This window comes from Pseudorhodoferax sp. Leaf274, from assembly GCF_001422445.1.
Classification (GTDB): Bacteria; Pseudomonadota; Gammaproteobacteria; order Burkholderiales; family Burkholderiaceae_C; genus Pseudorhodoferax.
Genome location: NZ_LMNA01000030.1, coordinates 797007 through 821530, shown reverse-complemented (window position 1 = coordinate 821530; position 24524 = coordinate 797007). Strand labels below are relative to the sequence as shown.

The following is a 24524-nucleotide window of genomic DNA, read 5'->3' as shown; positions in this document are numbered from 1 at the left end:
TCAGCCGGTGTTGCGCAGCCCGGCCGAGATCCCGTTGATGCAGATGTGGATGCCGGTGCGCACGCGCTCGTCGGCCTGGCCGGCACGGTAGCGCCGCACCAGTTCCACCTGCAGGTGGTGCAGCGGGTCGATGTAGGGAAAGCGGTGGCGGATCGAGCGCTGCAGTGCGGCGTTGCCGGCCAGGCGCTGCTTCTCGCCCGTGATCTGCACCAGCGCCTGCGCCGTGCGCTGCCACTCGGCCTCGATGGCGCCGAACACCTTCCTGCGCAGCCGCGCATCGCTCACCAGTTCGGCGTAGCGCGAGGCCAGCTGCAGGTCGCTCTTGGCCAGCACCATGTCCATGTTGGACAGCAGGGTGCGGAAGAACGGCCACTGGCGGTACATCTTCTGCAGCAGGGCCAGCCGGTCCTTGGTGCCGGCGGGCTTCCTGCCGGTGCCTGCCTGCTCCGCGTCGCCGGCCAGGAAGGCCTCGACCGCCGAGCCGAAGCCGTACCAGCCCGGCAGCGTGAGCCGGCACTGGCCCCAGCTGAAGCCCCAGGGGATCGCGCGCAGGTCCTCGATCTTCTGGCTGGCCTTGCGCGAGGCCGGGCGCGAGCCGATGTTGAGCTCGGCGATCTCGCGGATCGGCGTGGACTCGAAGAAGTAGTCGGTGAAGCCCGGTGTCTCGTAGACCAGCTGGCGGTAGGCGCGCATGCTGGCCTGCGACAGCACGGCGGCCGCGTCGAGGAAGGCCGGCGTGGCGGCCTTGGTCGGCTGCAGCAGCGTGGCCTCCAGCGTGGCGGCGACCAGCGTCTCCAGGTTGCGCCGGCCGATCTCGGGGTTGGCGTACTTGGAGCCGATCACCTCGCCCTGCTCGGTCAGGCGGATCTGGCCGCGCACGGTGCCGGGGGGCTGCGCCAGGATGGCCTGGTAGCTCGGGCCGCCGCCACGGCCCACGGTGCCGCCGCGGCCGTGGAACATGCGCAGCGTGATGTCGTGGCTGCTGGCCAGTTCGTCGAACAGCTCGACCAGTGCCAGCTCGGCGCGGTAGAGCTCCCAGTTGCTCGTGAAGATGCCGCCGTCCTTGTTGCTGTCCGAGTAGCCCAGCATGATGTCCTGCTCGCCGCCGGAGCGCTGCACCAGGCGCGCGACGCCCGGCAGCGCGTAGAACTCGCGCATGATGGGCGCGGCGTTGCGCAGGTCCTCGATGGTCTCGAACAGCGGTACCACGATGAGGTCGGCGCTGGCGCCTTCGGTGCGCGCACCCTTGCCCTTGGCCTCGTCGAGCAGGCCGTGCATGAGGCCCACTTCCTTCTGCAGCAGCAGCACCTCCAGCAGGTCGCTGACGGTTTCGGTGTGGCTGATGATGTAGTGGCGGATGGCGTTGCGGCCGTAGCGCTGCAGCACGCTGCGCGCGTTCTCGAAGATGGCGAGTTCGTGGCGGGCCAGGTCGGAATACTGCGCGCCCAGCACGCGCAAGGGCCGCGCGTCGTTGAGCAGGCGCAGCAGCAGCGCGCGCTTGGCGGCTTCGTCGAGCGCGGCGTACTGCGGCTCCAGCCGCGCCGTGGCCAGCAGTTCGGCGACCACTTCCTCGTGCTTGTCCGAGCTCTGGCGCAGGTCCAGCGTGGCCAGGTGGAAGCCGAACACGTCGACGGCGCGGATCAGGGGATGCAGGCGCTGCGCGGTGAAGGCCGCGCCATGGTGCGACTTGAGCGAGGCCTCGATGGTGCGCAGGTCGGCCAGGAAGTCCTCGGCCTTCAGGTAGGGGTTCTGCGGCGCCACGGCATGGCGCGCGGCGTCGCCGCCCGTCAGCGTCTTGAGCGTGGCGGCAAGGCGGGCGTACATGCCGGTCAGCGCGCGGCGGTAGGGCTCGTCCTTGCGGTGCTCGCTGGTGTCGGGCGAGCGCTCGGCCAGGGCCTGCATCTCGGCCGGGATGTCGACCAGCCGCGCCGACAGCGACAGCTCCGCACCCAGGCGGTGCACCTCGGTCAGGTAGTGGCGCAGCGCCATCTCGGCCTGGTGGCGCATGGCGTATTCCATGGTCTCGGCGCTGACGTTGGGGTTGCCGTCGCGGTCGCCGCCGATCCACTGGCCCATGCGCAGGAAGCTGGCCACGTTCTGGTTGCCGAGCTCGCGCTCCAGCTGCGCGTAGAGCTTGGGAATCTCGCGCAGGAAGGTGGATTCGTAGTAGGACAGCGCGTTCTCGATCTCGTCGGCCACCGTGAGCTTGGAATAGCGCAGCAGCCGGGTCTGCCACAGCTGCATCACGCGGGCGCGCAGCTGGGCTTCGTTGGCGGCCAGTTCGCGCGGCGTGAGCGCGTCGCGGCCGCCACCCGAGAGCTGGGCGCGCAGGCGGATCTCGTCGCGCGCGGCCAGCAGTTGCGCGATGTCGCGCTCGGCATCGAGGATGCTCTTGCGCTGCACTTCGGTCGGGTGTGCCGTCAGCACCGGCGAGACGTAGCTCGTGGCCAGCGTCATCGCGATGGCCTTGGGCGAGATGCCGGCCCAGCGCAGGCGCGACAGCGCCACGTCGATGCTGCCTTCCTGCGTGTTGCCGGCGCGCTCGTGCACGGCGCGGCGGCGGATGTGGTGCCGGTCTTCGGCCAGGTTGGCCAGGTGGCTGAAGTAGGTGAAGGCGCGGATCACGCTGACGGTCTGGTCGGCCGTCAGGCTCTTGAGCAGCTTCTTCAAGGCCTTGTCGGCCTCCTCGTCGGCATCGCGGCGAAAGGCCACGGACAGCTTGCGCACCTGCTCGATGAGGTCGAAGGCGGGCGCGCCGTCCTGCTCGCGGATCACGTCGCCCAGCAGCCGGCCCAGCAGGCGGATGTCCTCGACCAGGGGCCGCTCCGCATCGCGCGCCGCGGCACGGCTGCGTTGCGGCGCGTCCTCGGCGGCAGGGGCTGCGGCCGCAGCGGAGGGGGAGGGCGCCTGGTCTTGTGTTTTCATGTTGGAACGAGGGCTGTGCAAGCGCCCTGCAAGAAGAATGCCATGCCCTGCTGGGGGCTCACCCCATGCTAGCATCCGGCCCCCCGGACGATTACGAACTGGTTACCTGCGTGCGTTCCTCCCCCACTTCCACCATCGTCATTGCGACCCGGGAAAGCCGTCTCGCGCTGTGGCAGGCCGAACACGTGAAGGTCCTGCTGGTGCAGCGCGGCCACAGCGTCGAGCTGCTGGGCATGACCACGCGCGGTGACCAGATCCTGGACCGCTCGCTCAGCAAGGTCGGCGGCAAGGGCCTGTTCGTCAAGGAGCTGGAGACCGCGCTCGAGGACGGCCGCGCCGACATCGCCGTGCATTCGCTCAAGGACGTGCCCATGGAGCTGCCGGCCGGCTTCGCGCTGGCCTGCGTGCTCGAGCGCGAGGACCCGCGCGACGCCTTCGTCTCGCCGCACCATGCATCGCTGGACGATCTGCCGCAGGGCGCGGTGGTCGGCACCTCCAGCCTGCGCCGCGCCGTGCTGCTGCAGGCGCTGCGGCCGGACCTGGACATCCAGCCGCTGCGCGGCAACCTGGACACGCGCCTGCGCAAGCTCGACGAAGGCCATTTCGCGGCCATCGTGCTGGCGGCCGCCGGCCTCAAACGCCTGGGCCTGGAAGACCGCATCCGCGCGGTGTTCGCGCCCGACCGCATGCTGCCGGCTGCCGGGCAGGGCGCCCTGGGCATCGAGGTGCGGGCCGACCGCGCCGACCTGCTGGCCGTGCTGGCGCCGCTGGCCCACCAGCCGACCTGGCAGGCCACCGCGGCCGAGCGTGCCGTGAGCCGCGCGATGGGCGGCAGCTGCTCGATGCCGCTGGCTGCGCATGCCCAGTGGGTGGACGGCGCGCTGCAGCTGCATGCCGCCTGGGGCGACCAGGACACCAAGGGCCTGCTGGTGCGGGCCGAGACGGCGGGCCCGGCCGGCAGCCTGGCCGCCGCGGAGGCGCTGGGCTGGCAGGTGGCCGAGGCCTTGCAGGCCGGTGGTGCCCGCCCAGCGGGTTGACGCGCGCATGCGCGTGCTGGTCACCAGGCCGCTGCGCGAAGCACTGCATTGGTGCGAGCAGTTGCGCGCACGCGGCCTCGCGGCCGAGCCGCTGCCGCTGATCGACATCGCGCCCACCGATCCCGCGCCAGTGGCCCGCGCTTGGGCCGGCTTGGCCGGCTGCCGGGCTGCGATGTTCGTGAGCGCCAATGCCGTCGAGGCCTTTTTCGCGGCGCGGCCCGAGGCCATGGACTGGCCTGCGCACACGGCGGCCTGGGCCACCGGCCCGGGCACGGCCCGCGCGCTGCTGGCGGCGGGCGTGCCGCAGGCGGCACTGGTCGCGCCCTCCCCCGATGCGCCGCAGTTCGACTCCGAAGCGCTGTGGCACCTGGTCGGCCACGACGCCGGCCTGGCCGGTGCGCAGGTGTTGATCGTGCGCGGCACCGACGCCGACGGCCGGCTGGCCGGGCGGCCCTGGCTCGCGACGCAGCTTGAGGCGGTGGGCGCGCAGGTGCATGCGCTGGCTGCGTACGCGCGCCAACTGCCGGCCTGGGACGCCCGCACGCGTGCGCTGGCCGCAGGCGCGACCGATGCCCTGTGGCTGTTCAGCAGCTCCGATGCGGTGCGCCATTTGCAGCAGTTGCTGCCCTCGGCCGACTGGCGCGCCACGCGCGCACTGGCCACGCATGCGCGCATCGCCGAGGCGGCGCGCGCCGCGGGTTTCGGCCAGGTCGATACCGTGCGCCCCGGGCTGGACGACATGGTGGCGTCGATAGAATCCGCCCGATGAACGCTGCCGAGCTGTCTTCAGAATCCCCACCGGGCAGTGCCGCTGCAGGGCCCGCCCCACAGCCCAGGCCTCCGGCCACCTCCGCACCCCGGGTGCTCGTCTTGTTCCTGGCCCTGCTGGTCGTCATCGCGCTGGCGGCGGTCGGCCTGCTCTGGCAGAAGGTCGGCGGCATGCAGGAGAACCTGGCCCGCCAGAGTTCCGACACGCAGGCCCGCGCGATGGAAGCCCGGGCCGCAGCCCGCGAGGCCCAGGACCTGGCGCGCGAGACCGCTGCACGCCAGGCGGTGACCGACACCAAGCTCGGCGAAGCCACGCTGCAGCGCGGCCAGATCGACGAGCTGCTCGTGAGCCTGTCGCGCTCGCGCGACGAGACCCTGGTCGTCGACCTCGAATCCTCGCTGCGCCTGGCGCAGCAGCAGGCCCAGCTGACGCTCAGCGCCGAGCCTTTGCTGGCCGCGCTGCGCACGGCCGACCAGCGCCTCGAACGCGCGGCGCAGCCGCGCCTGGACCCCGTGCGCCGCGCCGTGGCGCGCGACACCGAGTCGATCCGCTCCACACAGATCGCCGACACGCAGTCCATCCTCGAAAAGCTCGACGATTTGGTGCGCCAGATCGACGACGTGCCCATGCTCAACGCCGTGCTGGCCGCCAACCTGGCCCAAGGCCAGGCCGCAGCCGAGCCGCCGTCGGAGCACTGGTGGCTGCGCATCTGGCAACTGGTGCGCGCGGAGGCGGCGCGGCTCATGCGCGTGTCGCGCATCGACCAGCCCGAGGCGGCACTGCTGGCACCCGACCAGGCCTATTTCCTGCGCGAGAACCTCAAGCTGCGCCTGCTGAACACGCGCATGGGCCTGCTGGCGCGCCAGTTCCCCTCGGCCCGTGCCGATGCGACGGCGGCTGCCTTCATGCTGCACCGCTACTTCGATCCAGCGGCACGGCGCACGCAGCAGTTCGCCAACACGCTGTCCGAGGTGCAGGCGCAGCTCAAGGCGGTGGAGTTGCCGCGCATCGACGAAACGCTGTCGGCCCTGGCCACGGCGGCAGCGGGGCGCTGAACCGCATGATGCGCGCACTGCTGTGGTTTCTGGCGCTGTTCGGCCTGGCGGCCGGTGCGGCGCTGCTGGCTGGCAACAACCAGGGAACGGTCACGCTGTTCCTGCCGCCCTACCGTGTGGACCTGTCGCTGAACCTGGTGCTGGCCACGCTGGCGCTGGGCTTCGTGCTGCTGCATTTGGCGCTGCGCGGCCTGTCGGCGCTGTTCTCGATGCCGCGGCAGGCCCAGCGTTGGCGCCTGCAGCAGCGCGAACGCGCCATGCACGCTGCCGTGCTGGATGCGCTGACGCACCGCCAGGCCGGCCGTTTCCTGCGCGCGCGCAAGGCGGCCGAGGCGGCCCTGCAGCAGGAAGAGGCGCTGGCGGCCGGCGGCCACCCCGTCCAGCACGCCGGCAAGCTGCGGGCCACGGCCCACCTCGTCGCGGCCGAGAGCGCGCACGCGCTGCAGGACCGCGCGACGCGCGAGATGCACCTGCAGCAGTTGCTCAAGGAAACCGAACCGCGCGAGGCCCAGGAGACACGCGAAGGCGTGCAGCTGCAGGCCGCGCGCTGGGCACTGGCCGACCGCGATCCGCAGGCCGCCCTGCAATGGCTGGACGAGATGCCGCAGGGCGCCTCGCGCCGCACGCTGGCGTTGCGCGCGCGGCTCAAGGCCACGCGGTTGTCGCGCCAGACGCTGCCGGCGCTGGAGACGGCGCGGCTGCTGGCCAAGCACCGCGCGTTCTCGACCGATGCCGCGCACCTCATCCTGAAGGGCCTCGCCCTCGAACTGATCCAGGGTGCCCACGACTCGGTGCAGCTGCAGCGTGCCTGGGCTGGGCTGGAGCCGGCAGAGCGCACCATGGCCGATGTCGCGATCCAGGCTGGCCACCGCCTGGCGCAGCTGGAAGGCGACGTGGCCTTGTCGCGCCAATGGCTTCAGCCGGTCTGGGACGAGCTGCTGCGCGCGCCCAGCCTGCGCGAACAGGCCCCCGTGCTGGTCAAGCTGATCCACGCGCTGGAAGAGGGCTTCGGCGCTGAAGCCGGCGCAAGCGACCTGCAATGGCTGGAACGCATCGAGGCGGCGCAGCGCCAGCATCCCGAGAGCGCCGAACTGCAGTACCTGGCGGGCATCGCCTGCCTGCGCCACCAGCTGTGGGGCAAGGCCCAGCAGCTGCTCACGCAGGCGCTGGCCCGGCTGCAGGATGCCGGTCTCAAGCGCAACGCCTGGCGCGCACTGGCGGCCCTGGCCGAGCAGCGCGGCGATGGCGCCGCATCCCAGCAGGCCCTGCGCGAGGCGGCGCTGCTGTAGGTTCAACACCGCATCGGGCCCAGCCCCGTGGCGGGCCCCAGGCAAAAAAAAAACCGCCTCACGAGGCGGTCTTTTCATTGGCGCAGTGCCTGCGTCAGAACGGCAGCTGCAGGTTGCCCAGGTCGCGGCGGGTCTCGACCAGGATCAGGGGCTCGTCGGAGATCTGCACCACGGGCGGCCGCTCGCGCGGCACATGCACGGGCCGCGGCTCGGCGGCAATGGCGGCCTGCACGGCGGCGCTCTTGGCGGCGTCGGTGGAGACCCACTGCAGTCCCGAGCTCAGCGCGATCTGCTCCAGATCGCTGACCGGCAGCGCGAAGGCCTGCACTTGTGGCAGGGCGGCGACGGGCGCGACAGGGGCGGGGGCCGGCACGGGAGCCGGAGCGGGTGCAGGGGCCACAGCGGCAGCCACTGAGGGCGCAGCGACAGGCGCCCGGGCGGGGGCCGACGCGGGGGCGGGCACGGCGGCCTGCACCGGTGCAGCGGGTGCTGCCTCGGCCTCGCCTTCGGCCAGTGGCTCGGCCGTACGCGGACCGCGCTCGCCGCGTTCGCGTCGCTCACGGCCGTAGCGGTCGCGCGAACGCTTCTCGCGGCGGGGGGCTTCCTCGCCTTCGGCTGCCGGTGCGGCGTTGTCGGCCGCGGCAGCAGCCGGCACATCGGCTTCGGCCTCGGCTTGCGGCGCGGCTGCGTCCGATGCCGAGAAGTAGGACGGGCGGTCCGTGCGCTCTGGCCGTGCGGGCGCTTCACGCGGGGCTTGCACCTCGTCGTTCAGGCTCTCGCCTGCGGCACCTGCAGCTGCACCTGCACCGGCTGCCTCGGCTTCGCCGGGCGCACGCTCTTCGCGTTCGCCGCGGCCACGGCCGCCACGGCCACCGCGTTCACGGCCACCTTCGCGCGGTTCGCGGGGCTCGCGCGGTTCACGGGGTTCCCGCAATTCGCGGGCTTCGCGGCTTTCGCCGCGTTCACCACGCTCTGCATTGCGCGGCGGGCGCTGGCGCTCGCCTGCGGGTTGCTCGGCTGCAGCCTCGCCGTTCGGCACGGCGCTCAGGCCTTCGTTGCGCAGCTCGGCGTCTGCACGTTGACGGCCGCCCTGGCGTTCGCCGCCACGGCCACCGCGGCCGCGCGCTTCACCGCCTTCGACGCGGCCTTCATCGCTGCGCGGTGCGCGCGGTTCACGCGGCTCGCGGGCTTCGCGCGGTTCGCGTCCTTCGCGGGTGTCCCGGCCTTCGCGTCCTTCACGGCCCTCGCGGCCTTCGCCGTTGCGGCCACGGTTGCCGCGGCCACCGCGGCCCTGGCCTTCGCCCCGCGGGGCGCGGGCTTCGGACTTCGGAGCGGCGGCAGGCGCGGGTGCAGCCACAGGGGCAGGGGCCACGGGTGCCGGCGCGACGGCCGGCCGGGCGCCGAACAGGCTCTTGATGAAGCCCAGGAAGCCTTTTTCCTCGTGCACCGGCGGCACGTAGGCGGCGGGTGCTGCGGCAGCAGGCGCCGGGGCCGGTGCCTCGACGGGCTTGGCCACCGGTTGCGGTGCCGGCGCGTCGGGCAGCACGCCCTTGATCAGCGGCGTCTGCTTGTTGGTGGGCTCCTGCGAGCGGCGCGTGACGCCGGTCCGGTCTTCGACCTCTTCGGCCAGCTTGTAGCTCGCCTGCATCTGGTCCAGGCGCGGGTCGTCGTGCTTGAGACGCTCCATGCGGTAGTTCGGCGTTTCCAGCGTCTTGTTGGGCACCATCAGCACGCTGATGCGCTGGCGCAACTCGATCTTGGCGATCTCGGCACGCTTTTCGTTGAGCAGGAAGGAGGCCACTTCGACCGGCACCTGGCACAGCACCGAGGCCGTGTTGTCCTTCTGCGACTCCTCCTGGATGATGCGAAGGATCTGCAGCGCCGAGCTTTCGGTGTCGCGGATGTGGCCGGAGCCGCCGCAGCGCGGGCAGGGGATCGAGGAGCCTTCGGACAGCGCCGGGCGCAGGCGCTGGCGGCTCATTTCCATGAGGCCGAATTTGCTGATGGTGCCGAACTGCACGCGGGCGCGGTCCTGGCGCAGCGAATCGCGCAGGCGGTTCTCGACCTCGCGGCGGTTCTTGGACTCCTCCATGTCGATGAAGTCGATCACGATCAGGCCGCCCAGGTCGCGCAGGCGCATCTGGCGCGCCACTTCTTCAGCGGCTTCCAGGTTGGTGCGGGTGGCGGTTTCCTCGATGTCGCCGCCGCGGATGGAGCGGGCCGAGTTCACGTCGACGGACACCAGCGCTTCGGTGTGGTCGATCACGATGGCGCCGCCGGAGGGCAGCGTCACGGTGCGGGCGTAGGCCGATTCGATCTGGTGCTCGATCTGGAAGCGGCTGAACAGCGGCGCGTCGTCGCGGTAGCGCTTCACGCGCGGCGCGTGTTCGGGCATCACGTGCGCCATGAACTGCTGGGCCTGCTCGTACACGTCGTCGGTGTCGATCAGGATGTCGCCGATGTCGTGGTTGAAGTAGTCGCGCAGCGCGCGCACTACCAGGTTGGACTCCTGGTAGATCAGTTCGGGCTTGCGCAGGCTCTTGGCGGCTTCGTCGACGGCCTTCCAGAGCTTGAGCAAGTAGTTCAGGTCCCACTGCAGTTCGGGCGCGCTGCGGCCGATGCCGGCGGTGCGCGCGATGATGCTGGCGCCCTTGGGGTACTCGAGCTGGTCCATCGCCTCCTTGAGCTCGGCCCGGTCGTCGCCCTCGATGCGGCGCGACACGCCGCCGCCGCGCGGGTTGTTGGGCATCAGCACCACGTAGCGGCCGGCCAGCGAGATGAAGGTGGTCAGGGCCGCGCCCTTGTTGCCGCGTTCTTCCTTCTCGACCTGCACCACCAATTCCTGGCCTTCGCGGATCACATCGTTGATGCGCGCCTGGCTGACCGAGACGCCCTCGGCGAAATACTGGCGGGAGATTTCCTTGAACGGCAGGAAGCCGTGGCGGTCTTCGCCGTAGTCGACGAAGCAGGCCTCGAGCGAAGGCTCGACCCGCGTGACCACGGCCTTGTAGATGTTGCCCTTGCGCTGTTCGCGCCCTTCGATCTCGATTTCGTAGTCGAGCAGCTTTTGCCCGTCCACGATCGCCAGGCGGCGCTCTTCGGCCTGCGTGGCATTGATCAGCATCCGTTTCATGGGTAGCGTCCTCTGGGCTCCTGCGGAGCCCGGTGTGTCGTCAAAACGTCGTGGTTCCGTGGGAACCTGGTTGATGCCTGAGCGGACGCGCTTGAAACGAAGGGAATTGCCGGAGAGCCTTCACTCACGAGCCATCGGGCTCGCGCAGTGGGGCATGGGCGCGTGGATGGAGCAAGGGCTTCGCAAGGCCTGTCCGGGCCGCAGGTGCGGTGGCCGGACAGGCGTGCCGGGGCGGTGCGTGGCTCGCGCGCGATCCTGGCCGCACGGGCGCTCGCCCGGGCTGGCAGGTTCGGGAAGGGGGCCTCCACACCATGTTCTTGCTTTGATCCGCCGGCCTGGACGCGCTGCCATGGACAGCACGTCCAGGCCGGCTTGGGGTATTCCGTATCAGGGTTTCAATTGCGTCAGCCCGCCTTGGCTGCCACCGGTTGTCACCAGGGTCCGCGCGGACCAGGGGGTCGACAACCGATGCCTCCAAGTGGCATCGCCTCCCAGCGTGTTTGGAGTCGTGCTCTAAACTCGTGTCTTATCAAGCACTTAGGCCGAGACGCTGGTGAAAAATATTATAGGTGCAGCGCAGGAGGTGTCCGCGCCGGCCGCAAAGCTCGTCGAAATCGGTCCCGATGCCGAGGGCCAGCGCCTCGACAACTACCTGCTGCGCGTGCTCAAGGGCGTGCCCAAGACCCATGTCTACCGCATCATCCGCAGCGGCGAGGTGCGCGTGAACAAGGGCCGTGCCGATGCCGCCACGCGCCTGGCGCTGGGCGACAGCGTGCGCCTGCCGCCGCTGCGCCTGTCCGAACGCGCAGAGGAGAAATCCGCGGCCATGGCCCGCAACGCTCCGGCCCGCAGCTTCCCCGTGCTGCACGAGGACGATGCCTTCCTGGCCATCGACAAGCCGGCCGGCGTGGCCGTGCACGGCGGCAGCGGCGTGGATTTCGGCGTGATCGAGCAGCTGCGCATGGCGCGGCCAGGTGCGCCGTTCCTGGAGCTCGTGCACCGGCTGGACCGCGAAACCTCTGGCGTGCTGCTGGTGGCCAAGAAGCGCAGCGCGCTGAAACACCTGCAGGACCAGTTCCGCGAGCGCGAGACCGGCAAGACCTACCTGGCGCTGGCGCTGGGCACCTGGCCGGGCAAGCACAAGGTGCTGGACAAGCCGCTGGTGCGCTACCTGCTGCCCGGCAAGCCCGGCACGGAGGGCGAGCGCCGCGTGCGCGTGGCGGCTGCGGACGATCCGCAAGGCATGCGCTCGATCACGCTGGTCCGGGTCGCGCAAGCCCTGGCCGACTTCAGCCTGCTGGAGGTGACCATCAAGACCGGCCGGACGCACCAGATCCGCGTGCACCTGGCCAGCGAAGGCCATCCGATCGCGGGCGACGACAAGTACGGCGACTTCACGGTCAACAAGGCCCTGGTCCGGCAGGGGCTGTCGCGCATGTTCCTGCATGCCTGGCGGTTGCGGCTTGCGCACCCGGCCAGTGGCGAAACGGTGCAGCTGGAGGCCGCATTGCCGCCCGAACTGGCCGGTTTTCTGGCCGCCTGCGCACCGGCTGTCACGGGCGCCGGGCGACAATCGCCGCATGCAAGCCCGACGCTTTGACCTGATCGCCTTCGACTGGGATGGAACCCTGTTCGATTCGACGGCCATCATCACCCGGTGCATCCAGGAGGCGGTCCGCGATGTCGGCGGCACCGTGCCCACCGACACCGCCGCCTCCTTCGTGATCGGCATGGCCCTGCCGCAGGCCCTGGCACATGCCGCGCCAGACGTGCCGCGCGAGCGCTACCCCGACCTGGCCGCGCGTTACCGCGTGCACTACATGCAGCACCAGAACGACATCGTGCTGTTCCCCGGCGTGCTGGAGCTGCTGCGCGCACTCAAGGAGCAGCAGATCCTGCTGACCGTGGCCACCGGCAAATCGCGCCGCGGCCTGGACGAGGCCTTGCGCGTCGTGGAATTGCAAGGCCTGTTCGACGGCTCGCGCACCGCCGACGAAACCGCCGGCAAGCCGCACCCGCGCATGCTGCATGAGTTGATGCGCGAGTTCGACGTGGCGCCCGAGCGCCTGCTCATGGTCGGCGACACCACCCACGACCTCCAGATGGCACTGAACGCCGGTTGCCCCAGCGTAGGCGTGGGCTATGGCGCGCATCCGCACGGCGAGTTCGCTGCGCTGCGGCCGCTGTTCGTGGCCCACTCGGTCCGCGAACTGCACGACTGGCTGCTGGCGCCGGCCTGAAGCTTGCGAGCAGCGCCACCATGGACTGCGTTGCACTGTGCAATTCCCATGACTTGGCCGAGGGCGGCGAGGCCGTGCCCTTCGATGTGCGGTACCAGGGCCAGACCTGCCGGGCGTTTGCCGTGCGCTGGCGTGGCCAGGCCCATGCCTACCTGAACCGTTGTACCCACGTGGCCATGGAGATGGACTACCAGCCCAACCGCTTCCTCGACGACACTGGCGAATGGCTGTTGTGCGCGACCCACGGCGCCGCCTACCGGCCCGACACGGGTGCCTGCGGCGGCGGTCCTTGCCGCGGCGGCCTGGTCAAGATCGCGCTGTCGGAGTCGGGCAGCGTGGTGCATTGGCATACTCAGCCCCAATTGCAACCTGTTTTCTTCGAGTAGCCCCATCACCATGAGTGAACCGCAAGCCTCCGGCTCCCCCTCGTCCGATCCGCAATGGGAGCGCAGCCTGCTGGAGCGGCTGGCCTTCGCATCGCTGAAGGAGCAGCGCGCCGCGCGCCGCTGGAAGATCTTCACGCGGCTCACCTGGCTCGGCTTTTTCATCGTGCTGGCCTGGCTGCTGCTGCTGCGCGCTGCGCCGACGACCGACACCTCGACCATGCACACCGCCGTGGTCGAGATCAAGGGCGAGATCGCCTCGGGCGCCGATGCCAGCGCCGAATCCATCGTGGCCGCCATGCGCAGCGCCTTCGAGGACCAGGGTGCGCAGGCTGTCGTGCTGCTCATCAACTCGCCGGGCGGCAGCCCCGTGCAGGCCGGCATGATCAACGACGAGATCCTGCGGCTCAAGGCCAAGCACAACAAGCCCGTCTATGCCGTGGTGGAAGAAGCCTGCGCCTCGGCGGCCTACTACATCGCCGTTGGCGCCGACAAGATCTTCGTCGACAAGGCCAGCATCGTGGGCAGCATCGGTGTGCTGATGGACGGCTTCGGCTTCACCGGCCTCATGGACAAGCTGGGCGTGGAGCGCCGGCTGCTGACGGCGGGCGCCAACAAGGGCTTCCTCGACCCGTTCAGCCCCATGAGCGAGACCCAGCGTGCGCTGGCGCAGAACATGCTCGACACCATCCACCAGCAGTTCATCGGCGTGGTCAAGAAGGGCCGTGGCGACCGGCTCAAGGAAACACCCGAGACCTTCAGCGGCCTGTTCTGGAGTGGCGAACAGGCCGTGCAGATGGGTCTGGCGGACCAACTCGGCAGCCTGGACTACGTGGCACGCGATGTGGTCAAGGCCGAGGAGATCGTCGACTACACGCGCCGCGAGAACGTGGCCGAGCGCTTGGCCAAGCGCTTCGGCGCGGCCTTGGGCGAGGGCGCCATGCGGGCGCTCCAATCGGTGCCGGCGCTGCGCTGAGCGGATCGGCGGCCGGTCGTGGCCGTCGTGGCCGTCAGCGGCCGATGGCAAAGACGGCCGGCGCGTCCGGCAGCGGTTCCTGGTGCTGCCGCCAGGCCTTCACGGTCTGGCTGAGGATGCGGGCGTTGTCCAGCGTCAAGCCGGTGGCGATAACCAGCCGCGTGTTGTGCTGCAGGGCCTGCACCAGCGCGCGGCGCAGGGTTTCCGTGCGGTACGGGGTTTCGATGCACAGCTGCGTCTGCCCGGTCTTGAGCGCCAGGGTTTCGAGCTGGCGCACGCGCTCGGTGCGCGCTTCGGCGTCCTGCGGCAGGTAGCCGACGAACGCGAAATTCTGGCCGTTCAGGCCGCTGGCCGCCAGCGCCAGCAACAGCGCGCTGGGGCCGACCAGGGGCACCACCGCCACGCCCAGCGCGTGGGCGGCGCGCACCACCGAGCTGCCCGGATCCGCGACCGCGGGCATGCCGGCCTCGCTGACCAGCCCGATGTCATGACCTTGCAGAGCGGCGGCCAGCAGCGGCGTGGCGTCGAAGCCGGGCCCGTGGTCGCCTTTCTTGTGCACTTCGCGGGGCAATTCCGTCAGCGTTTGCTGCTGCAGCGGCATGGCGAGTGGCACGACGCCATCGACGCGCTTGAGGTAGGCGCGCGTGCTCTTGGCGTTCTCGCAGATCCAGTGCGAAAGGCGGGCGGCCACCTGCAGCGTGCCCAGCGGTACCGCGTCCTGCAGCGGCGCCTGCTCGGCGCAACCGAAGTCCAGCGGCGCCGGCACCAGGTACAGGCGGCCGCTCACAGCAGTCGGACGCCGGCGGCGCGCAGCATGCGGCTGGTCTGGATCAGCGGAAGGCCCACCAGCGCGGTCGGGTCGTCGCTCGTGATGGCGTCCAGCAGGACGATGCCCAGGCCCTCGCTCTTGGCGCTGCCGGCGCAGTCGTAGGGCTGTTCGGCCTGCAGGTAGGCCTCGATGTCGGCGTCGTCCAGGTCGCGGAAGCGCACCTGCACGGGCACCAGGGCGGTCTGCTCGAAACCCTGGGCGGCATGCACGACCGACAACGCGGTCTGGAACACCACCGTCTGGCCGCGCATTGCCCGCAATTGGGCGGTGGCCCGCGCATGGTCGCCGGGCTTGCCGAGTGGCTGGCCGTGCAGGTCGGCGACCTGGTCCGAGCCGATCACCACGGCATCCGGATGGCTGGCGGCGACGGCCCGCGCCTTGGCCAGCGCCAGCCGGCGGGCGAGGGCGGCCGGCGCTTCGCCGGCAAGAGGGGTTTCGTCGACCTCTGGCGCGACCACGTCGAAGTCGATGCGCAGGCGTGTCAGCAGTTCGCGGCGGTAGCGCGAGGTCGATCCCAGGATGAGGCGTGGCATGGTGCGATTCTCTTACACTGCCCCGCATGACAGCCCCCAAGCAGGCACGTGGCCTGGACATCAAGGCCTTCGCCCAGTCGGGTGGCGAGCGGCAGCAGCAAGACCGTCTCGCCGACCATCCGCGTTTGTTCGAAGAGGCCGAAGGCCGTGGCGGCGACCGGCCTGTGCGTTGGCACGCCGTGGGCCAGTGGCGCACGTCGGCCGGTGTGGTACCGCAGATCTGGTTGCACGTCGTGGCCGATGCCGATGTGCCGCTGACCTGCCAGCGTTGCCTGGAGCCGGTCGACGAGCCCCTGGCCGTGGACCGCTGGTTCCGTTTCGTGGCCGACGAGGCACAGGCCGCGCGCGAGGACGAGGAGGCCGACGAAGACGTGCTGGTACTCGATCCCGCGTTCGACCTGCAGGCCCTGGTCGAGGACGAGCTGCTGATGGCGCTGCCCCTGGTGCCGCGGCATGACGTGTGCCCGGGTGAGGTGCGGATGGAGGTGGCCGATCCCGGTTTCGCGCAGGCCGAGGCCGACAAGCCCAATCCGTTCGACGTGCTGGCCGACCTCAAGCGCAAGTCCAGCGGCAACGGCCTCTAGCCTCGATGTCCGCAGCCGGGCTATAATGGCCGGCTTCGCGTGCCGCGGGGTCGGTTGAAATTGAACAATTTTTGGACAATTCAATCGGCCACGATTTTGGCCAGATCGCTCCAGATATCTCCTTCGGTGAGAGTTTTCGGGTTGCGATCCCCGCAAACCTCTACTTTGATTCAAGGAGCCAAGCATGGCAGTCCAGCAAAACAAGAAATCGCCGTCCAAGCGCGGCATGCACCGTTCGCACAATGCGCTGAACGTGCCCGGCATCGCGGTGGAGCCCACCACCGGCGAAACCCACCTGCGCCACCACATCAGCCCCAACGGTTTCTACCGTGGCCGCCAGGTGCTCAAGAACAAGTCCGAAGCCTGATCGTTTCGCCCGCAAGGCCCGTGGCTACCTGTCGTAGCGACGGGCTTTTGTTTTGGTGACCGTTCACTTTCCTTTCGAATTCGTGCGTCCCCTGGACGTACAGTCGCGCCCATGATCACTGTGGCTGTCGACTGTATGGGTGGGGACCACGGCCCTGGCATCACGCTGCCGGCGTGCCGCGCTTTCCTGGCGTCGCATGCCGACGCGCAACTGTTGCTGGTCGGCCTGCCCGAGGCCATCCAGGGTTTTTCGCACCCGCGCGCGCGCGCCGTTCCGGCCAGCGAGGTCGTCGGCATGGACGACCCCGTGGAGGTCGCGCTGCGCAAGAAGCGCGACTCGTCCATGCGCGTGGCCATCGCACAGGTCAAGGACAAGGTGGCCGATGTGGCCGTGTCCGCCGGCAACACCGGCGCCCTGATGGCGATCGCGCGCTACCTGCTCAAGACAGTGCCTGGCATCGACCGCCCGGCCATCGCCACCCAGTTGCCCAATGCGCGTGGTGGCGCCACCACGGTGCTCGACCTCGGCGCCAATGTCGACTGCACGGCCGAGCACCTGCTCCAGTTCGGGCTGATGGGGGCTGCGCTGGTGTCGGTGCTCAAGGGGCACGACGAGCCCACGGTCGGGCTGCTGAACATCGGTGAAGAGGTGATCAAGGGCAGTGAAGTCATCAAGCAGGCCGGTGAGTTGTTCCAGGCCGCGCATGCCGCCGGGCACCTGAATTTCCACGGCAACGTGGAAGGCAACGACATCTACAAGGGCACGACCGACATCGTGGTCTGCGACGGCTTCGTCGGCAACGTGGCGCTCAAGAGCAGCGAAGGTGTGGCGTCGATGATCAGCGGCTTCCTCAAGGCGGAGTTTTCGCGCAGCGTCTGGACCAAGGCCGCGGCCCTGGTCGCCTATCCGGTATTGCAGGCGCTCAAGGGTCGGCTCGACCACCGGCGCTACAACGGGGCAGCCCTGTTGGGTCTGCGTGGCCTGGTGTTCAAGAGCCACGGCTCGGCCGACGCCTTCGCGTTCGAGCAGGCGTTGAACCGCGGCTATGATGCGGCGCGCAACAAGCTGCTGGAGCAGGTGCAGGCACGCATCGCCAAGACCGCCCCGCAGCAGGCCGTGGACACCGGTGCGCCGGTGCCGGCCGAGTTGGCAGCCCACCACTGACAACACCCATGTCCACCTATTCCCGCATCACGGGCACCGGCAGCTACCTGCCGCCGCGCCGCCTGAGCAACGCCGAGCTCGCCGCAGAGCTGGCCACCAAGGGAGTCGAGACTTCCGACGAATGGATCGTCGAGCGCACCGGCATCCGCGCGCGCCACTTCGCCGCGCCGGACGTGACCTGCAGCGACCTGGCCGTGCCGGCAGCGCAGGCGGCCATGGAGGCCGCGGGCGTCGCGCCGCAGCAGATCGACCTCATCATCGTCGCCACGTCCACGCCGGACATGGTGTTTCCTTCGGCTGCCACCATCCTGCAGCACAAGCTCGGCATCGCCGGTTGCCCGGCTTTCGACGTGCAGGCCGTGTGCAGCGGTTTCGTCTACGCCCTGACGGTGGCGGACGCCATGATCCGCGCCGGCAACGCCAAGCGCGCGCTGGTGGTCGGCTCCGAGGTGTTCTCGCGCATCCTCGATTTCAACGACCGCACGACCTGCGTGCTGTTCGGCGACGGCGCCGGTGCCGTCGTGCTGGAGGCTTCGGAGACGCCCGGCATCCTGGCCAGCGACCTGCATGCGGATGGCAAGCATGTCGGCATCCTGTGCGTTCCAGGCCATGTGTCTGGCGGTTCGGTGCTGGGTGATCCGCTGCTCAAGATGGATGGCCAGGCCGTGTTCAAGCTGGCCGTGGGCGTGCTCGAGGATGCCGCGCGCGCCACGCTCGCCAAGGCCGGCAAGACGCACGAGCAGATCGACTGGCTGATCCCGCACCAGGCCAACATCCGCATCATGCAGAGCACGGCCAAGCGGCTCAAGCTGCCGCTGGACAAGCTCGTCGTCACCGTGGACCAGCACGGCAACACCTCGGCGGCTTCGATTCCGCTGGCCCTGGACCACGCCGTGCGCAAGGGCGATATCAAGAAGGGTGATCTGCTGATGCTCGAAGGTGTCGGCGGCGGGTTCACCTGGGGCGCCGTCCTGCTGAATTTCTGAGGAGACCGTGCGCGACAGGGTGCTTGCAAAGCACCCGCGCGCCTTCCACGCCATGACCACACCATTCGCGTTCGTTTTTCCAGGCCAGGGCTCGCAGGCCGTCGGCATGCTCGATGGCTGGCAAGGCCATGCCGTCATCGCCCAGACGCTGGCCGAAGCCTCCGATGCGTTGGGCGAGGATGTCGCCAAGCTCATCCATGAGGGCCCGAAAGAGGCCTTGGCGCTGACCACCAACACCCAGCCCGTGATGCTGGTGGCCGGTGTGGCCGCCTACCGTGCATGGATGGCTGAAACCGGGCTGGCGCCGGCCGTGGTCGCCGGCCACTCGCTGGGCGAGTATTCGGCGCTGGTCGCCTCCGGGGTATTGACGCTGGCACAGGCGGCGCCGCTGGTGCGTTTCCGTGCCCAGGCCATGCAGGACGCCGTGCCGGTGGGGACGGGCGCGATGGCGGCCATCCTGGGCATGGACAGTGCCCAGGTCGCGGCCGGTTGTGCCGAGGCGCAGGCCGCCCTCGGCCAAGCTGGTGAAGTGGTCGAGGCCGTGAACTTCAACGACCCGGCCCAGACCGTGATCGCCGGCAGCAAGCTGGCGGTCGAGAAAGCCTGCGAACTGCTCAAGAGCAAGGGCGCCAAGCGCGCGCTGCCGCTGCCGGTGTCGGCCCCATTCCATTCCAGCCTCATGCGGCCTGCGGCGCAACGCCTGCGCGAACGCCTGGCCGAACTCACCTTCGGTGCGCCGCAGATCCCGGTCGTCAACAACATCGACGTGGCCGTGCAGCAGGATGCCGATGCGATCCGCGACGCCCTGTACCGCCAGGCCTTCGGTCCGGTGCGCTGGGTCGAATGCGTGCAGGCCATCAAGGCGCGTGGCATCGGCACGCTGATCGAATGCGGCCCCGGCAAGGTGCTGGCGGGCCTCGTCAAGCGCATCGACGCCGAACTGGCCTCGGGCGCCGTCCACGACCCCGCCACGCTGGCGCAGGCCAAGGCACAACTCGAAGGAACGACGGCATGAGCGCACCCGCCATCTCCGAACAGGTCGCGCTGGTCACCGGCGCGTCGCGCGGCATCGGCGCCGCCATCGCCAAGGAACTGGCGCAACGCGGTTTCAAGGTCGTCGGCACGGCCACCAGCGAGGCCGGCGCGGCCAACATCACGCAGGCGCTGGCTGGCCATGCCGGTAGCGTCGGCCGTGTGCTGGACGTCAACGACGCCAAAGCCGGCGAAGCCCTGGTCGAGGCCATCGTGAAGGAGCATGGCGCGTTGCACGTGCTGGTCAACAACGCCGGCATCACGCGAGACATGCTGGCCATGCGGCTCAAGGACGAGGACTGGGATGCGGTGCTGGACACCAACCTCAAGGCCGTGTTCCGCATGAGCCGCGCGGTCATGCGCGCGATGATGAAGCAGCGCTACGGCCGCATCGTCAACATCACCTCGGTCGTCGGCGCGTCGGGCAACCCCGGCCAGGCCAACTACGCGGCCGCCAAGGCGGGTGTGGCCGGCATGACGCGCGCCCTGGCGCGGGAGCTGGGCTCGCGCGGCATCACGGTCAACTGCGTCGCGCCGGGCTTCATCGCCACCGACATGACCGGCAAGCTTTCGGACGAGCAGCACAAGGCGTTGCTCGGCCAGATCCCATTGGGCCAACTGGGCACGCCATCCGATGTGGCGCATGCGGTGGCCTATCTCGCCTCACCCGAGGCAGCCTACGTGACGGGGCAGGAACTGCACGTCAACGGCGGCATGTACATGTAGCTGGCGAGTGCCCGGCGGATTCCCTGCGAAGCGGGGGACAAGTGCCGGCGTAAGCGCCTCGCTAAAATCACCGATTCTTTACAAACCCTAAGAGGGAACCATGAGCGATATCGAAGCACGCGTCAAGAAGATCATTGCCGAGCAACTGGGTGTGGAGGAGTCCCAGGTCACGAACGAGAAGTCGTTCGTTGCCGACCTGGGTGCCGACTCGCTCGACACCGTCGAACTGGTCATGGCTCTGGAAGACGAGTTCGGCATCGAGATCCCTGACGAGGATGCCGAGAAGATCACCACGGTGCAGAACGCCATCGATTACGCCAACAGCCACCAGAAGGCCTGAGGCCGAAGGGAACCGCCGCTTATGTCGCGTCGTCGTGTCGTCGTCACAGGTCTGGGCTGCGTGAGCCCGGTTGGAGCAACGGTCGAGTCGTCCTGGCAGGCCTTGCTGGCTGGTCAGTCCGGCATCGATCTGGTCCAGAGCTTCGACGCAAGCGGCCTGGCCTGCAAGTTCGCAGGTGAAGTCAAGGGCTTCGACGTCGCCAGCTACATCCCCGACAAGGAAGCGCGCCACATGGACCGCTTCATGCACCTGGGCATCGCGGCAGCGTGCCAGGCGGTCGCGGATTCCGGGCTGGCCACCGGCGACGCATTGGGCGAAGAAGAATCCACCCGCATCGGTTGCAACATCGGCTCGGGTATCGGCGGTCTGCCCATGATCGAACAGACCCACGCCGAATTGGTGAACCGCGGCCCGCGCCGGGTGTCGCCGTTCTTCGTGCCAGCTTCGATCATCAACATGATTTCCGGCCACGTCTCGATCAAGTACGGCTTCAAGGGCCCGAACATCGCCGTGGTCACGGCCTGCACCACCGGCCTGCATGCCATCGGCCTGTCGGCCCGCATGATCGAATCCGGCGATTGCGACGTGATGGTGGCCGGCGGCGCCGAATCCACGGTTTCGCCGCTGGGCATCGCCGGTTTCGCCTCTGCACGTGCCTTGAGTACGCGCAACGACGATCCGAAGGGCGCATCGCGCCCTTGGGACAAGGGCCGCGACGGTTTCGTGCTGGGCGAAGGCGCCGGTGTCGTCGTGCTCGAGGAGTACGAGCGTGCCAAGGCGCGTGGCGCCAAGATCTATGCCGAAGTCGTTGGCTTCGGCATGACGGGCGATGCCTACCACATCACCGCGCCGAACGTGGACGGCCCGCGCCGCTCCATGCAGATGGCGCTGCGCAACGCGGGCCTGAACCCCGACCAGGTCCAGCACCTGAACGCACACGGCACGTCCACGCCCCTGGGCGACGCGAACGAGACCAACGCCGTCAAGGCGGTGTTCGGCGAGCACGCGTACAAGCTGGCAATCAACTCGACCAAGTCCATGACCGGCCACCTGCTGGGCGGCGCGGGCGGCATCGAGAGCGTGTTCACGATCCTGGCGCTGCACCACCAGAAGATCCCGCCGACGATCAACCTGACCGACCCGGACCCGGAGTGCGACCTGGACTACTGCGCCAATACGGCCCGTGATGCCCGCATCGATGTGGCGCTGAAGAACAACTTCGGTTTTGGCGGCACCAACGGTTCGCTGGTGTTCAAGCGCGTCTGAGCCGCCTGCGACCATCCTGTTCGGCATGCACAGCGCTCCGGCGGTCCGTTATCCGGTGCCGCGTTCCGCGCGTGCCGGCCGCGCTCTGGCTGTGCTGTGCCTGGCGCCGGCCGCGTCCTGCCTGTTGGGTTGGGCTTCTGGCCTGGCGGCCGCGCCACTGGTTGCGGTCGCTGCCAGCTGGGTGCTGGCCGCTGCCGCCGTTGTTCTTCAATGGCGCGGCGTGCGTGCCGGACAGTTGCGCTGGGACGGCCAGGCTTGGTGGTGGCTGCCCGACGATGCCGCGCAGGCGGATGAGTACGCCGTGAGCATCGTCCTGCACCTGGACCTGCAATCCGCAGTGCTCGTGCGCATGGTCGGCGCGCCGGGCCGCGTGCGGTGGCGCTGGCTGGAGTGTGCTGCCGCACCCGCGCGGTGGAGCGATGTGCGCCGCGCACTGCACCAACGCGGCGTTCCGGCGCCATCGGTGCCGGAGCCGCAGCCGTGAGCGGGGCCACGCCTCCCACGGGCGACAGCGATCTGGTGCTGGTCGAGCGTGCGGTTGCGGGCGACCAGCGTGCATTCGAGCTGCTGGTCCTCAAGTACGAGCGCCGCATCCAGCGCTTGATCGCCCGCATGGTGCGCGACGTCGATCTGGTAGAAGACATCGCCCAGGAAACCTTCATCCGCGCCTACCGCGCCCTCCCGAAGTTCCGTGGCGACGCACAGTTTTACACTTGGCTGTACCGCATCGCGGTCAACACGGCCAAGAAGACGCTGATGGATTTCAAGCGCGATCCAACCGTGGCTGAAGCCGCACTGCGCTCCGGTGACGACGACGATGAAACTTACCGCGCCGAAACCGAACCAATCAGCCATGAGACGCCCGACACCGTGCTGGCGGCCAAGCAGATCTCCTCGGTGGTGAACATGGCGATGGAAGCCTTGCCCGAAGATTTGCGCCAGGCCGTGACGCTGCGCGAGATCGAAGGCCTCAGTTACGAAGAAATTGCCGAAGCCATGAATTGCCCCATCGGAACCGTGCGTTCCCGCATCTTCCGTGCGCGTGAGGCGATTTCGGCCAAGGTCAAGCCCCTGCTGGAAAACCAGTCGGGCAAGCGCTGGTGATGGCGCGGCGGAAACAGTGATGCAGGTGACGACGATGAACCAGGACGATGTGGTGAGGCTGCGCGAACGGCTTTCGGCCTTGGCCGACGGCGAGCTCGATGGCGACGAGACCGCCCGGCTGATGGAGGCGCCTCAGGCAGAGCGCGACGGCCTGCACCAGACCTGGCAGGCCTATCACCTGATTGGCGACGTGTTGCGCGGAGGCGAGCAGACCGCGGTGCACGCATCGTCCGATTTCCTGTCTCGCCTGCAGACGCGGCTCGCGCAGGAGGCGCCGCTGGTGCCGGCGCGGCCGGCCGTACCGGTTGCGGAGCCCGTGCAGGTGGCGGCCATTTCCCGCGCGTCTGCGAACGACGCGAGCTTCCGCTGGAAGATGGTGGCGGGCTGCGCGTCCTTTGTCGCGGTGGCCGCACTGGCCTGGACCGTGGTCGGCGGCGCCGGGTCGATGGTGCAGCAACCCCAGATGGCGGCGCTGCCCGCACCGGTGGTGGAGGCAAGCGCGGCACCCCAGGTGGTCGAGCAGGAGGTGCGTCTGCCCAGCGGGGAGGCGCAAGTGATGCTGCGCGATGCGCGCCTGGACGAATTGCTGGCTGCGCACAAGCAGGCAGGCAGTTCCAGCGCGTTGCAGATGCCCGTGCCGGCCGGCCTGCTGCGCAGCGCCACGTTCACGGCGCCGGAGCGTTGATGGCCGGTCAAGGTTGAGTTTGCTGCCGATGTCCATGCTGTCGTCCGGCCGCGCTGCGGTGGCTGCGGTCTCCCTGGGTTTGGCCGCCTGCACGGTGTTGGCGCAGGTCGCTCCGGTTCCTGTCGATGCCGCACCGGCGGTGACCGAGCAGCGCAGCATCGGCGAGTGGCTGATGCGCATGCACGATGCCTCGCGCAAGCGCGCCTACACGGGCACCTTCGTGGTGTCGTCGGATGCCATGCTGGCCAGCGCGCGCATCTGGCATGCCTGCGAGGGCGAGCAGCAGATCGAGCGCGTGGATGCACTGACAGGGCCGCCGCGCACCACCTTCCGGCGCAACGACCATGTCGTTACCTTTCTGCAGGACAGCAAGGTCGCGCGCATGGAAAAGCGCGAGGCGCTCGGGCTGTTCCCCAACCTGCTGCAGGCGGCCGACACCTCGATCGCCGAGTTCTACAGCGCCAAGCGGCTCGGCCAGGACCGCGTGGCCGGCTTCGAGGCCGACATCGTGCTGCTCAAGCCCAAGGACAAGCTGCGCTTCGGCTACCGGGTCTGGAGCGAGAAGAAGTCCGGCCTCGTGATCAAGCTGCAGACCTTGGACGTGGACGGCAAGGTGCTGGAGCAGGCTGCCTTTTCCGAGCTGCAGATCGACGCACCCGTGCGCCTGGAGAGCCTGGCGCGCATGATGAACAAGACGGCTGGTTACCGCACGGAGCGTGTGGAGACGCTGGCAGCAGACCCGGCTGCCGAGGGTTGGACGCTGAACGAGCCCGTGCCGGGCTTCCGGTCCATGAGTTGCATCAAGCGCGCGCCGCAGCCGGGCATGCCGCCCAGCACGATGCAGTGGGTGTTCTCCGATGGCCTGGCCTCGGTGTCCTTGTTCGTCGAGCCTTACGATGCGCAGCGCCACCCCAAGGAGGGGTTGGTGGGGATGGGTGCCACACAATCGCTCATGCGGCGCAGCGACGAGTGGTGGCTGACCGCCGTGGGCGAGGTCCCGGTGGTCACGCTCAAGAGCTTTGCCGCCTCGCTGCAACGCACCCGCAAATAGACAAGCAATGGGCGAGAGCCCTGTGGACCATGTGATGGAAAGAGGTGGAT

Annotated in this window: 24 protein-coding genes; 20 read left to right on the top strand and 4 right to left on the bottom strand. The window is 69.2% G+C overall.

Features of this window, described 5'->3' with window-relative positions; all coding sequences use genetic code 11:
- A complete protein-coding gene (ppc, locus tag ASF44_RS30535) occupies positions 1-2964 on the bottom strand; it encodes a phosphoenolpyruvate carboxylase (protein ID WP_369820974.1) in 2964 nt (987 codons plus the stop codon).
- Between the two features lie 26 nt (positions 2965-2990).
- On the opposite strand from ppc, the gene hemC reads away from it, so the two are divergent.
- The 4 genes from hemC to ASF44_RS30515 are packed head-to-tail and all read left to right on the top strand — an operon-like array spanning position 2991 to position 7075.
- Positions 2991-3962, top strand: coding sequence for a hydroxymethylbilane synthase (hemC, locus tag ASF44_RS30530; RefSeq protein ID WP_082525141.1), 972 nt, complete (start codon positions 2991-2993; stop codon positions 3960-3962).
- A gap of 7 nt (positions 3963-3969) precedes the next feature.
- Positions 3970-4731, top strand: coding sequence for a uroporphyrinogen-III synthase (locus ASF44_RS30525; protein WP_056903093.1), 762 nt, complete (start codon positions 3970-3972; stop codon positions 4729-4731).
- Positions 4728-5786, top strand: a complete 1059-nt coding sequence (locus ASF44_RS30520; RefSeq protein WP_156374763.1) for a uroporphyrinogen-III C-methyltransferase — start codon at positions 4728-4730, stop codon at positions 5784-5786. The genes ASF44_RS30525 and ASF44_RS30520 overlap by 4 nt, the downstream gene beginning before the upstream one ends.
- 8 nt (positions 5787-5794) lie before the next feature.
- Complete coding sequence (locus ASF44_RS30515) at positions 5795-7075, top strand: heme biosynthesis HemY N-terminal domain-containing protein (protein ID WP_056903091.1); 1281 nt, start codon at positions 5795-5797, stop codon at positions 7073-7075.
- 94 nt (positions 7076-7169) lie between these two features.
- Here the strand turns inward: ASF44_RS30515 and ASF44_RS30510 are convergent, their stop codons facing one another.
- A complete protein-coding gene (locus ASF44_RS30510; protein WP_056902985.1) occupies positions 7170-10208 on the bottom strand; it encodes an Rne/Rng family ribonuclease in 3039 nt (1012 codons plus the stop codon).
- Between the two features lie 553 nt (positions 10209-10761).
- Between ASF44_RS30510 and ASF44_RS30505 the strand changes: the two genes are divergently transcribed.
- The 4 genes from ASF44_RS30505 to ASF44_RS30490 are packed head-to-tail and all read left to right on the top strand — an operon-like array spanning position 10762 to position 13807.
- Positions 10762-11808 (top strand): RluA family pseudouridine synthase, encoded by a 1047-nt coding sequence (locus ASF44_RS30505; RefSeq protein ID WP_056902984.1) that lies wholly within the window; start codon positions 10762-10764, stop codon positions 11806-11808.
- Positions 11789-12448 (top strand): HAD family hydrolase, encoded by a 660-nt coding sequence (locus tag ASF44_RS30500; RefSeq protein ID WP_056902983.1) that lies wholly within the window; start codon positions 11789-11791, stop codon positions 12446-12448. The genes ASF44_RS30505 and ASF44_RS30500 overlap by 20 nt, the downstream gene beginning before the upstream one ends.
- Before the next feature lie 20 nt (positions 12449-12468).
- A complete protein-coding gene (locus ASF44_RS30495; protein ID WP_056902982.1) occupies positions 12469-12834 on the top strand; it encodes a Rieske 2Fe-2S domain-containing protein in 366 nt (121 codons plus the stop codon).
- Between the two features lie 4 nt (positions 12835-12838).
- Positions 12839-13807: a S49 family peptidase gene (locus tag ASF44_RS30490; RefSeq protein WP_369820973.1), complete on the top strand. Its 969-nt coding sequence runs from the start codon at positions 12839-12841 to the stop codon at positions 13805-13807.
- Positions 13808-13841: 34 nt separating this feature from the next.
- Here the strand turns inward: ASF44_RS30490 and ASF44_RS30485 are convergent, their stop codons facing one another.
- Complete coding sequence (locus ASF44_RS30485) at positions 13842-14594, bottom strand: SAM-dependent methyltransferase (RefSeq protein WP_056902981.1); 753 nt, start codon at positions 14592-14594, stop codon at positions 13842-13844.
- Positions 14591-15169: a Maf family nucleotide pyrophosphatase gene (locus ASF44_RS30480; protein ID WP_056902980.1), complete on the bottom strand. Its 579-nt coding sequence runs from the start codon at positions 15167-15169 to the stop codon at positions 14591-14593. Before ASF44_RS30480 ends, ASF44_RS30485 begins: the two co-directional genes overlap by 4 nt.
- A gap of 26 nt (positions 15170-15195) precedes the next feature.
- Here ASF44_RS30480 and ASF44_RS30475 point away from each other — a divergent pair, with 26 nt between their 5' ends.
- The 12 genes from ASF44_RS30475 (at position 15196) to ASF44_RS30420 (ending at position 24474) form a co-directional block, all read left to right on the top strand.
- On the top strand, positions 15196-15753 hold the full coding sequence (locus tag ASF44_RS30475) for a DUF177 domain-containing protein (protein WP_056902979.1): 558 nt from the start codon (positions 15196-15198) through the stop codon (positions 15751-15753).
- Positions 15754-15937: 184 nt separating this feature from the next.
- A complete protein-coding gene (gene rpmF, locus ASF44_RS30470; protein WP_005794249.1) occupies positions 15938-16120 on the top strand; it encodes a 50S ribosomal protein L32 in 183 nt (60 codons plus the stop codon).
- Positions 16121-16231: 111 nt separating this feature from the next.
- Complete coding sequence (gene plsX / locus ASF44_RS30465) at positions 16232-17284, top strand: phosphate acyltransferase PlsX (protein WP_056902978.1); 1053 nt, start codon at positions 16232-16234, stop codon at positions 17282-17284.
- 8 nt (positions 17285-17292) lie between these two features.
- Positions 17293-18270, top strand: a complete 978-nt coding sequence (locus ASF44_RS30460; RefSeq protein ID WP_056902977.1) for a beta-ketoacyl-ACP synthase III — start codon at positions 17293-17295, stop codon at positions 18268-18270.
- Positions 18271-18322: 52 nt separating this feature from the next.
- Positions 18323-19285, top strand: a complete 963-nt coding sequence (gene fabD, locus ASF44_RS30455; protein WP_056902976.1) for an ACP S-malonyltransferase — start codon at positions 18323-18325, stop codon at positions 19283-19285.
- A complete protein-coding gene (fabG, locus tag ASF44_RS30450; RefSeq protein ID WP_056902975.1) occupies positions 19282-20028 on the top strand; it encodes a 3-oxoacyl-ACP reductase FabG in 747 nt (248 codons plus the stop codon). The genes fabD and fabG overlap by 4 nt, the downstream gene beginning before the upstream one ends.
- Before the next feature lie 100 nt (positions 20029-20128).
- The gene (gene acpP / locus ASF44_RS30445; protein ID WP_056672556.1) at positions 20129-20368 is read left to right on the top strand and encodes an acyl carrier protein; all 240 of its coding nucleotides are present in this window, start codon (positions 20129-20131) and stop codon (positions 20366-20368) included.
- A gap of 21 nt (positions 20369-20389) precedes the next feature.
- Positions 20390-21634 carry a beta-ketoacyl-ACP synthase II gene (gene fabF / locus ASF44_RS30440; RefSeq protein WP_056902974.1) on the top strand — a complete coding sequence of 415 codons (1245 nt, stop codon included), beginning with the start codon at positions 20390-20392 and terminating at the stop codon, positions 21632-21634.
- A 220-nt stretch (positions 21635-21854) separates the two neighbouring features.
- Positions 21855-22118 carry a hypothetical protein gene (locus tag ASF44_RS32270; protein WP_156374762.1) on the top strand — a complete coding sequence of 88 codons (264 nt, stop codon included), beginning with the start codon at positions 21855-21857 and terminating at the stop codon, positions 22116-22118.
- The gene (gene rpoE / locus ASF44_RS30430; RefSeq protein WP_056902972.1) at positions 22115-22738 is read left to right on the top strand and encodes an RNA polymerase sigma factor RpoE; all 624 of its coding nucleotides are present in this window, start codon (positions 22115-22117) and stop codon (positions 22736-22738) included. The genes ASF44_RS32270 and rpoE overlap by 4 nt, the downstream gene beginning before the upstream one ends.
- Before the next feature lie 19 nt (positions 22739-22757).
- On the top strand, positions 22758-23423 hold the full coding sequence (locus tag ASF44_RS30425) for a sigma-E factor negative regulatory protein (RefSeq protein ID WP_056902971.1): 666 nt from the start codon (positions 22758-22760) through the stop codon (positions 23421-23423).
- Between the two features lie 28 nt (positions 23424-23451).
- Positions 23452-24474 (top strand): MucB/RseB C-terminal domain-containing protein, encoded by a 1023-nt coding sequence (locus tag ASF44_RS30420; protein WP_235579398.1) that lies wholly within the window; start codon positions 23452-23454, stop codon positions 24472-24474.
- The last annotated feature ends 50 nt before the right edge of the window (positions 24475-24524 follow it).